The sequence below is a fragment of the Furfurilactobacillus milii genome (assembly GCF_021654115.1).
Taxonomy (GTDB): domain Bacteria; phylum Bacillota; class Bacilli; order Lactobacillales; family Lactobacillaceae; genus Furfurilactobacillus; species Furfurilactobacillus milii.
Map to the genome: position 1 here is coordinate 418800 of NZ_JAIWJF010000002.1, position 9417 is coordinate 428216.

11 protein-coding genes are annotated in these 9417 nt (G+C 43.6%); 10 read left to right on the forward strand and 1 reads right to left on the reverse strand.

Features of this window, described 5'->3' with window-relative positions; genetic code table 11:
• Positions 1-6 precede the first annotated feature (6 nt).
• From dltA to dltD, 4 genes are all read left to right on the forward strand, one after another.
• Entirely contained in the window at positions 7-1536 is a 1530-nt protein-coding gene (gene dltA / locus LDK34_RS04400) for a D-alanine--poly(phosphoribitol) ligase subunit DltA (RefSeq protein ID WP_178942719.1), read from the forward strand.
• On the forward strand, positions 1533-2741 hold the full coding sequence (gene dltB / locus LDK34_RS04405; RefSeq protein WP_178942718.1) for a D-alanyl-lipoteichoic acid biosynthesis protein DltB: 1209 nt from the start codon (positions 1533-1535) through the stop codon (positions 2739-2741). Before dltA ends, dltB begins: the two co-directional genes overlap by 4 nt.
• A 63-nt stretch (positions 2742-2804) precedes the next feature.
• A complete protein-coding gene (gene dltC / locus LDK34_RS04410) occupies positions 2805-3041 on the forward strand; it encodes a D-alanine--poly(phosphoribitol) ligase subunit DltC (protein ID WP_017261174.1) in 237 nt (78 codons plus the stop codon).
• Positions 3042-3043: 2 nt separating this feature from the next.
• A complete protein-coding gene (gene dltD / locus LDK34_RS04415; RefSeq protein WP_236941512.1) occupies positions 3044-4318 on the forward strand; it encodes a D-alanyl-lipoteichoic acid biosynthesis protein DltD in 1275 nt (424 codons plus the stop codon).
• 219 nt (positions 4319-4537) lie between these two features.
• Here dltD and LDK34_RS04420 read toward each other — a convergent pair whose 3' ends face one another.
• Positions 4538-5047, reverse strand: coding sequence for a DUF2507 domain-containing protein (locus tag LDK34_RS04420; protein ID WP_178942716.1), 510 nt, complete (start codon positions 5045-5047; stop codon positions 4538-4540).
• A 192-nt stretch (positions 5048-5239) separates the two neighbouring features.
• On the opposite strand from LDK34_RS04420, the gene racE reads away from it, so the two are divergent.
• From racE to LDK34_RS04450, 6 genes are all read left to right on the forward strand, one after another.
• Positions 5240-6064 (forward strand): glutamate racemase, encoded by an 825-nt coding sequence (gene racE / locus LDK34_RS04425; protein WP_225439103.1) that lies wholly within the window; start codon positions 5240-5242, stop codon positions 6062-6064.
• Positions 6065-6125: 61 nt separating this feature from the next.
• On the forward strand, positions 6126-6728 hold the full coding sequence (locus LDK34_RS04430) for an XTP/dITP diphosphatase (protein ID WP_178942715.1): 603 nt from the start codon (positions 6126-6128) through the stop codon (positions 6726-6728).
• On the forward strand, positions 6728-7252 hold the full coding sequence (locus LDK34_RS04435; RefSeq protein WP_178942714.1) for a metallophosphoesterase: 525 nt from the start codon (positions 6728-6730) through the stop codon (positions 7250-7252). The genes LDK34_RS04430 and LDK34_RS04435 overlap by 1 nt, the downstream gene beginning before the upstream one ends.
• A gap of 2 nt (positions 7253-7254) precedes the next feature.
• Positions 7255-8109 (forward strand): aldo/keto reductase, encoded by an 855-nt coding sequence (locus tag LDK34_RS04440; RefSeq protein ID WP_178942713.1) that lies wholly within the window; start codon positions 7255-7257, stop codon positions 8107-8109.
• Positions 8110-8202: 93 nt separating this feature from the next.
• The gene (locus LDK34_RS04445) at positions 8203-8616 is read left to right on the forward strand and encodes a DUF948 domain-containing protein (protein ID WP_161004300.1); all 414 of its coding nucleotides are present in this window, start codon (positions 8203-8205) and stop codon (positions 8614-8616) included.
• A gap of 20 nt (positions 8617-8636) precedes the next feature.
• Positions 8637-9242 (forward strand): YtxH domain-containing protein, encoded by a 606-nt coding sequence (locus LDK34_RS04450; RefSeq protein ID WP_178942712.1) that lies wholly within the window; start codon positions 8637-8639, stop codon positions 9240-9242.
• The last annotated feature ends 175 nt before the right edge of the window (positions 9243-9417 follow it).

Genomic DNA, 9417 nt, shown 5'->3' on the forward strand with positions numbered 1-9417 from the left:
GAAATTATGATTGATAATATGATTACCACGATTGATAACTGGGCAGCAACGACCCCTGATGCCATTGTTTACAATGACATGGGGGAGACGCATACATATGCACAGTTAAAGCGTGCATCAGACGCCATTGCTGCCTATTTGGACGGACTCAATCTACCTGCTAAATCACCGATTATCGTTTTCGGTGGTCAACAGTTTGCAATGATTACAAGTTTTTTAGGTGCTGTTAAGGCTGGGCATGCGTACATTCCGGTGGATAAGCATTCACCTAATGATCGGTTAACGATGATTGAAGATATTGCGCATCCGTCTGCAGTGATTGCTGTTGATGCATTGCCAGTGGATGTTGGCGACCAACCTGTACTGACAGGTGATACGTTAAGTGACTTGCTCAGTGCGCAAACTGCAACTTACCAGTTGGATCATCCTGTTGATGGTGATGACAATTACTACATTATCTTCACGTCAGGAACAACGGGGAAGCCCAAGGGTGTGCAAATCAGTCACACCAATTTGCTCAGTTATACAAACTGGATGCTTAGCGACGATTTTAAGTTGTCTCAAAATCCAGTAACGTTGGCACAGCCGCCATATTCGTTTGATTTATCCGTTATGGATTGGGCACCGACACTGGCTCTGGGTGGTACTTTAATGGCACTGCCAAAACAGGTGACGGATAATTTCAAACAGCTGTTTGAAACATTGCCAACAATGAACTTGAATGTGTTTGTTTCAACGCCATCGTTTGCTGATATTTGCTTGTTGGAACCAACGTTTGACGAGCAACATTTGCCAGATTTGAGTCACTTTCTGTTTTGTGGTGAAGAGCTGACTGTTTCTACTGCGAAAAATTTACGGGCGCGCTTCCCGCATGCGCACATTTTCAACACTTATGGGCCAACTGAAACGACAGTTGCCGTTACTGGCGTTGAAATAACCGATGCGCTGATCGAAAAAGGGCGTTTGCCAATTGGCACGGTTAAGTCTGACACCCAGATTCGTATCGTCGATGACGAAAACAAGTCCTTGCCTGCTGGTACGAATGGCGAAATCGTTATCAGTGGACCAAGTGTTTCCAAGGGTTACCTTAATAATCCAGAAAAAACGGAAAAAGCATTCTTTACAGAAGATGGTCGCTCGGCCTATCATTCTGGTGATCTTGGCTTTCTTGATGAAGACGGCATGTTGCATTACTTAGGTCGCATTGACTTTCAAATCAAGTTACATGGCTACCGAATCGAACTGGAAGAGGTTAATCATTATCTTGATGCCAATAAGTGGATCAAACAGGCTGTGGCAGTGCCAAAGTATGATAACAACCACAAAGTGAGTCAAATGTGGGCGTACGTTGTCCCGAATTCAAAGGACGACTTTAAGAACGATCTTCAACGAACAACGGCGATTAAACAGGAACTGAAAGATGTCATGATGGATTATATGGTTCCTAACCGTTTTGTGTACAAAGACAGCCTGCCATTGACAGCAAACGGGAAGGTCGACATTAAATCGATTATTGCCGAGGTGAACCCTGCATGATTAATTTAGAGCCATATGGGAATCCCCAATACTTTGTTTATCTGCTGATTGGGTTAATCCCGCTAATGATCGGTTTGTACCATGGTCATCGCTGGCGTTGGTACCAAAGTGCCGTGTCGCTTGTTTTTATCTTTTTGATGTTTGATAGTCAGAAGTGGCAACAAGGTGTGGCACTGATTGGCTTCGTGATTTGGGAGTGGCTCATGGTCGGCGGTTATATGGCCTATCGTAAAAAGGCCAATAATCGGTGGATTTTTTACGGCGCATTTTTATTGAGTATTGTGCCATTGCTGTTTGTTAAAATTACGCCCGCCATCAATCCTGGACATACTTCTTTATTTGGATTTTTGGGGATTAGCTATTTAACCTTTAGGTCAGTTGGGATGATCATGGAAATGCGGGATGGCATTATTAAAGAATTCCATCCGATGCTGTTTCTTGAGTTCTTACTGTTTATGCCAACCATTTCGTCGGGACCAATTGATCGGTACAGACGTTGGCTTGATGATTATCAAAAAGTTCCCGATCGTGAAAAATATGTTGGCATGATTGAAAAGGCCGTGCATTACATTTTCTTGGGCTTTATGTATAAGTTTTTATTAGCCTATTTGTTTGGTACCATGCTTGTACCAAAGCTGGAAACATTAACGTTGCGCTACGGTGGAACAGGCTTCTCATGGCCACTAGTTGGGGTAATGTACGCATGGTCAATGTATCTGTTCTTTGATTTTGCCGGATATTCATTATTCGCGGTTGCCATCTCATATTTGATGGGCATCGAAACACCGATGAACTTTAACCAACCATTCCGTTCTCACAATTTGAAGGATTTCTGGAATCGTTGGCACATGACGCTATCATTTTGGTTCCGTGATTTCGTCTTTATGCGGTTAGTTTTCGCCATGATGAAAAACAAGATTTTTAAGAGTCGGGTAACGGTCAGTAATGTTGCCTACATCTTCAATATGTTGATCATGGGGTTCTGGCACGGGGTGACTTGGTATTACATTGCTTATGGGTTGCTTCATGGTGTTGGACTAGTCGTCAATGATTGGTGGCTACGCTTTAAGAAGAAACATCGTGAGAGTATTCCGCACAATAAATTGACGGAGGCATTTGCGATTTTTCTGACGTTCAACTTTGTTTGTTTTAGTTTCTTGCTCTTCTCTGGATTCTTGAGCAAACTTTGGTTGGGTCATTATTAAACCAAGTGATTTAATTTAGTAACACATTGTTATTGCGAGCTACTTACAGGAGGAAAATTAATTATGGATGTTAAAGAAACGGTTATTTCAATTTTGAACGACTTAACAGGGAACGATGTTTCAGAGGATATGGACACAAACTTATTTGATTCTGGCTTGATGGACTCAATGGGCTCAGTTCAGTTGTTACTCGAATTACAAAGTCAGTTAGGTGTTAACGTACCTGTATCTGAATTTGTTCGTAGCGAATGGGACACACCTAACAAAATTGTGACTAAGGTGGAAGGACTTGTAGACTAATCATGAATTCCTCGAAACGACTTTGGTTGATTATCGGCCCGGTCATTACGGCATTCATCATTTTACTTTTGCTATTACTTTCGCCAATTAACTTTGCTCACAACTCGGCGGAAACGGAGCGTCGTGCGGCGGTTTCATTAGCACCACAAGTTTTTAAGGGCCGTCAAATTAAAAAGCAGGCGTTAGCTGGTAAGTACGTGCCATTTTTTGGTTCTAGTGAGCTGTCGCGGATGGATCCATTGCATCCATCTGTTTTGGCGCAAAAGTATCACCGTAATTACCGTCCGTTTTTGCTCGGTGCGGCCGGTACACAATCGTTAACACAGTATTATTCGATGCAAACGATTGACACTCAGATGAAAAATAAAAAAGCAGTGTTTATTATTTCTCCTCAGTGGTTTGTGCCACAGGGTGCCTGTCCGGATGCTTTTGGATTCTACTATTCCAAGCTTCAGACCGTCGATTGGCTCCAACAAATTCAGAATACGAAAATGAATCGGTATGCAGCCCAAAGATTGTTGGAGATGCCTTCCGGTCATTCAGACCATGCAATTGCTCAAATGTTACGTAAAGTGGCTAAGGGCAAGCCGTTATCAAATTACAATCGTCTTCAATTATCCGTTAGTGCTTTGATTTTATCTCATGAAGATCAACTTTTCTCCGATTATCGTTTAGGGCATAACTTGAGTAAGATTGACAAAGGCGTCAAGCAATTGCCAGATTCCCAAAGTTATGCTGCACTCGACAAAACGGCAACCACGTTGGGTAAAGAGAATACAACCAATAATTCACTGGGTATCAAGAATAGTTTTTACAGTAATCGTTTACGTGGTCATGTTGCAGAACTAAAGGGTGAACAGGCTAAGTTTGATTACCGAAAATCTCCTGAATACAGTGATTTTGAGCTGGTACTGAATCAGTTCGCACAAACGCATACGGATGTCCTGTTCATCTTGCCACCAATCAATGAGCGGTGGGCCAAATATACGGGACTGAATCGTGAGATGATCGACCAAACGAACAATAAGATCAAGCAGCAATTGTCCTCACAAGGCTTCAATAATGTGCTGGATTTGAGCCAGGATGGCGGTCAACCATACTTTATGGAAGACACGATTCACTTAGGCTGGCGTGGTTGGGTTGCTGTGGATAAGGGTGTTCGCCCATTCATGGCTAACAAACAGGCTAAACCGCAGTATCACATCAATACACGTTACTATTCAAAGGACTGGCAACAGTTGGATCCAACGACACAAAATCTGACCAGTTTTAAGTAGTTAGGATTTTGTCTCAGTAATGCGCATTTTGATGTTTTTAAAAGCATTTTTAGACTAAAATAATTAGTCGCAAAAAAACACTTCAGTCCATAATGGATTTGAAGTGTTTTTTCGTACATAGATGCCAACTGACATCGTTTTTGAATTATTAAATCATAAAAAAGTAATCTTAAATCATGGGCAATAGAGGCTCATGTGGCAGGCATTTTGAATTCACAGTTATTTTGACTGTTGCGCGTTAGTGGTATCTTCACTATTGATCTTTAAGCTCGGTACTCTGGCAGCAACTTCACCGACGATGTTTTTTGGATCACTCTGAATGATAAACGTCACATGGTCTTTATGAATTTCATCAACGGTGCCTTCAGTGGCAGAACCAGTAATGATCTCGATTTCTTGGGCGAGAAAACCGGCCTCAAAGTCGAAACTTGCTTCCGGATAGGCAGCTAACCGATGACTGACTGCTGGACCGTTTAGTTCGAAACGTTGTTGTTTGCGACCACCGTGGGTTTGAACCAGCCGACCAAAATTAAGTTGTGCGAATAACGTGGTAATGGCTTGTTCTTCTGAAAGGGGATTTTGACGCGCCATTTGACGACCAATCCAATAGAGAATGGTCAATTGATCACTGCCAAGAATAGCGGGAAGCACTTCATCGCGTATGAAGCCAGCGCCGAGTGCAGACACTGCGGGCTGTTGTAAAAGTTTATTATAGGTTGATTGGTCCATGACTGGTCTCCTTAAAATACATAATTACTATAATTATAGCCTTGCGGCGGCAAACTTTCATCCGTCAAAAAAGACTGGACGGAAGTTTTCAGACTGCATGCTTGAAAAAGACCGCGGAAAGCGTCATGCTATAGTTTCAAGTTTTTTTGAGAACGGAAAAAAGTACGAAAACATAAAGGGGCGTTTGTCATTATGGTTGAAATGGATAAAACTCGGTTGCGGGCGGATTTGCCAATTGGCTTTTTAGATTCTGGTGTCGGCGGTTTAACGGTGGTTAAGCAAGCGTTACGTCAATTGCCAAACGAGACGATCCGCTTTATTGGTGATCAAGCTCGATTGCCTTATGGGCCACGACCCGCTGAACAGGTTGTCGATTTTACTTGGCAGATGGTTCATTTTCTAGAAAAGCAAGGCATTAAAATGCTGGTGATTGCCTGTAATACGGCGACTGCAGCCGCATTACCAGACTTGCAAAAGAAAATGACGATTCCCGTTATCGGTGTGATTAATCCAGGGTCCAAGGCGGCCATCAAGGCTTCCAAAAACGGCCATATTGGTGTTATTGCAACAGAGGGAACGGTCAAGAGTGGCTCGTATGCTCGGGCGATTCATGCACAGAATGCTGCAGTCGATGTGCAGAGTGTGGCCTGCCCGAAGTTTGTCACGCTTGTTGAAAGCAATGAATACCAAGCACCAATTGCAAAACAAATCGTGGCACAGGGACTACAACCATTTGCAAATAGCAAAGTCGACACGCTCGTCATGGGGTGTACGCATTATCCGTTGTTACGGCCGCTGATTCAAAACGTCATGGGGAGTAATGTAACCTTGATTGACTCCGGAGCAGAAACTGTCAACGTGGTGGCTCAGTTACTTGATGTTTACCACATGGCCGCTAAGGAAAAGGTTGGCGAGGATCACTACTTTACCACTGGTTCGCCAGCAATGTTCAAAACGATCGCGATGCAGTGGCTTCAATTATCGGGAATGAACGTGGATAAAGCGGTCATTGATTGAAATTTTTACTGAAAATGGTCATTATTAAGGGTGTAAGACAATAACAAGGTGGAGGCTAGTTATGGCAGATACAATTGTAATTGCAACTCAAAATGAAGGTAAGGCTGCGGAATACCGCAAACGGTTTGCAACATTGGGAATTAAAGTACTAACGCTCAAAGATTTTCCTGGTGTGACGATGCCGCCAGAAAATGGCAGTTCGTTTGCTGAAAACGCTCAAATTAAGGCGGACGCGCTGGCAAAGACGGTGGAATTGCCGATTATTGCGGACGATTCTGGTCTCCAGGTCGATGCGCTAAATGGTGAACCTGGTATCCACTCAGCTCGTTACGCTGGCAACCACGATGATGAGGCAAACAACCGTAAGCTTTTGGCAGCCATGGACAAGGTGCCTGATGATGAACGCACGGCTAATTTTCACACGACGATTGTGGCCGTTAAGCCAAATGGTAAACGGTTGTTTGTTAGTGGGGATGTGCGTGGCACAATTCTACGTGAGGCGCATGGTAAAGATGGGTTCGGTTATGATCCACTATTTTACGTGGCTTCAAAGAAAAAGACGTTTGCCCAGATGAATATGGATGAAAAAAACGAGATTAGTCATCGTGGCAAAGCAATGGATTCACTGATGGCGCAATTTCCAATTTGGTGGCGTGAAGACTGATGAAATTACTAGTGGTAAGTGACAGTCATGGTGATCGAGACATTTTGGTAACCCTTGCTGATCAATTTAAAGGCCAAGTGGATGCTTGTTTTCACTGTGGTGATTCTGAATTGCCAGCGGACGATCCGTTATGGGCAACTTATCATGTGGTCGGCGGGAACATGGATTTTGATGCTTCATATCCCGTTTCACAGACGGTTACCGTGGATGACAAACGGATTTTCTTGACACATGGTCACCGTTACGGAATCAAACAAGATTTAACGCGACTGGCTCTGGCCGCACGGGAAGCAAAGGCAAACTTTGCTTTTTTTGGACACTCGCATGAATTGGGCGTGGTTGAAACGCCTGGAATTGTTTTCTTGAATCCTGGCAGTATTAGTCAACCACGTGGTCAATATGCCAGTCTAGGCGGTACGTTTGCACTCGTTACGTCGACTGGTGATCACACGACGATTGAGTTTTGCACGCGAGATGGACGTACCGTTCCAGAATTAACTGTTACTTATGGAGGAAAAGGCTAAGCATGGTAGCAAAAACATTTAAGTTTGATGATGAATTAGAAGTTAACCGCCTAGGATACGGCACGATGCAGTTACCAGGGAAGGGCGTTTGGGGACCAAATGCGGATCCTAAGGCTGCGGTTGATGTGATGGATGCTGTTTTTAACAGTGATGTTAATTTCATTGATACGGCCGATGCTTATGGTCCATTGTTTGCTAATGACTATGTTAGACAAGCTTTGCAGGATTATGAAGGCGCCCATAAAATGATTGCCACCAAGGTTGGCTTTACCAGGCAAGGACCGGATGTTTGGACGCCGCTTGGCAATCCCGATTATCTTCGCCAACAAGTTGAAATAAATCTTTTTTCATTGGGATTAGATAGTCTTGATTTGATTCAGTTGCATCGAATTGATCCGCACTATCCGCTAGCTGACCAGGTCGGTGTGCTGGCCGATATGAAAAAAGAAGGTAAGGTTAAACATATTGGGTTAAGTCAGGTCACGATTGATGATATTGAAGCGGCTCAAAAGATTACGCCGATTGCATCAGTTCAGAATCGCTATAATTTAACGGATAGACATGATGAAGACGTTTTGAACTATGCTGATCAGCATCATATCGCTTTTATTCCGTGGTATCCATTGGCAACGGGGCATCTTGCTACAGCCACTGGTCCACTGGCCGATATTGCGAAAGCACATCGCGCAACGCCAGCACAAATAGCATTGGCATGGCTATTACATCGTTCAGACGTGATTCTACCAATTCCTGGGACTAGTAATGTCAATCACTTCTTTAGCAACACCGCTGCTTCGAGAATTGCATTATCGGCTGAAGAAATGACTCAGCTCACAAACTTGAGTGATGCAGAATAATGATTGACGAATGAAAACGGTTTTGTGCGTTTGCGGTTTATGGTATGCTGATGCTAAGTACATGATTCATTATGAAAAGTTGGAGGAAAGATTATGACAGGTGGCGTAATTGCAGCAATTGCATTCTTGATTTTGGCAATCTTTATTAGCATTTTTCTGATGGTATTATTGCGGACATTTCACGAAGTTAACCAGAGTGTCGCGGTTATCCGTAGCTCTGTGGATGTTTTGTCCAAGCAGGTAGAAGACATTCTTGGCAATGCAAACGAACTGTTAGATGATGTGAACCACAAGGTTGCAACAGTGGATCCAGTCTTTCAGGCTGCTGCTGATTTAGGTGAAAGTGTCTCAGACTTAAATAACGCAACACGTGATCTGACCACACGGGTTACCAGCACTGGTAAAAGTGCAGGTAAGGTAGGCGTTGCTACTAAGGCTGCCAACTCTGTTTATAAGATGTATCGAAACCATCAAACAAAAAAGCAGTCTCGAGCAACGAATAAATAACGTGAAAGAAGGACGACAAAATGGCTAAAGGTTTTTGGTTAGGACTAGTGTTAGGCGGTGCTGCAGCTTATGCTGGGTATCGTTCGTTATCACAGGAACAACGCGATAAATTACGTGAAGAAGCAACGGAACGCTATCAGGCGGTTCGTGACCGTGCTGTTGATTATGCATTTTATGCTGCCGATGCAGTGGATGATGCCAAAGAATCATTGAAAGACTACACAGAATCGGCTAATGAATCAGCACATGATTTTGCCGGTTCATTAGGTGATCGTGGGGCTTCATTCCGTGACCGTTTCCGTCAGAAGCATGACGACTTTGATGATGAGACGGCTTCGTTGCGGGATGAACTGAACGGTGTTAATGACGAAGATGATGATGACGACAGCGATGATATTGTGATTACTGCTGATAGCAAATTAACTTCGGAAGCCTCTGCGGCTGAGGCCAGTGCACAATCAGCTACAGACAAAGCTGCTAGTGCCGCAAAGTCCACGGCTAGCTCCGCTAAGTCACTCGCCAGCGCTGCGCAAAGCAAGGCAAGCCAAACAAGCTCAGCTGCTAAGTCAGCGACTTCAACAGCAAAAAGTGCTGCTGACAGCGCCAGCGATAAAGCAAAAAAATAACTATTATTGATTTTCAATCAAAAATGCTTCAATTCAGACCAACGTGAATGAAGTGAACCCCCAAGGTTGGACAACAAATTCAACCTTGGGGGTTTTACTATGTCTAAATTCACTTTCGAGTTTCGTACAAAGGTGGTCACTGAGTACCTGACCGGTAAAAGCAGCACTTCTCTAG

Excerpts from the sequence above, each read along its gene's own strand:
- LDK34_RS04450 (WP_178942712.1), top strand. The coding sequence starts at position 8,637 with ATGGCTAAAGGTTTTTGGTTAGGACTAGTGTTAGGCGGTGCTGCAGCT.
- dltD (WP_236941512.1), top strand. The coding sequence starts at position 3,044 with ATGAATTCCTCGAAACGACTTTGGTTGATTATCGGCCCGGTCATTACG.
- LDK34_RS04435 (WP_178942714.1), top strand. The coding sequence starts at position 6,728 with ATGAAATTACTAGTGGTAAGTGACAGTCATGGTGATCGAGACATTTTG.
- dltC (WP_017261174.1), top strand. The coding sequence starts at position 2,805 with ATGGATGTTAAAGAAACGGTTATTTCAATTTTGAACGACTTAACAGGG.
- racE (WP_225439103.1), top strand. The coding sequence starts at position 5,240 with ATGGTTGAAATGGATAAAACTCGGTTGCGGGCGGATTTGCCAATTGGC.
- LDK34_RS04440 (WP_178942713.1), top strand. The coding sequence starts at position 7,255 with ATGGTAGCAAAAACATTTAAGTTTGATGATGAATTAGAAGTTAACCGC.
- dltB (WP_178942718.1), top strand. The coding sequence starts at position 1,533 with ATGATTAATTTAGAGCCATATGGGAATCCCCAATACTTTGTTTATCTG.
- dltA (WP_178942719.1), top strand. The coding sequence starts at position 7 with ATGATTGATAATATGATTACCACGATTGATAACTGGGCAGCAACGACC.
- LDK34_RS04420 (WP_178942716.1), bottom strand. The coding sequence starts at position 5,047 with ATGGACCAATCAACCTATAATAAACTTTTACAACAGCCCGCAGTGTCT.
- LDK34_RS04445 (WP_161004300.1), top strand. The coding sequence starts at position 8,203 with ATGACAGGTGGCGTAATTGCAGCAATTGCATTCTTGATTTTGGCAATC.
- LDK34_RS04430 (WP_178942715.1), top strand. The coding sequence starts at position 6,126 with ATGGCAGATACAATTGTAATTGCAACTCAAAATGAAGGTAAGGCTGCG.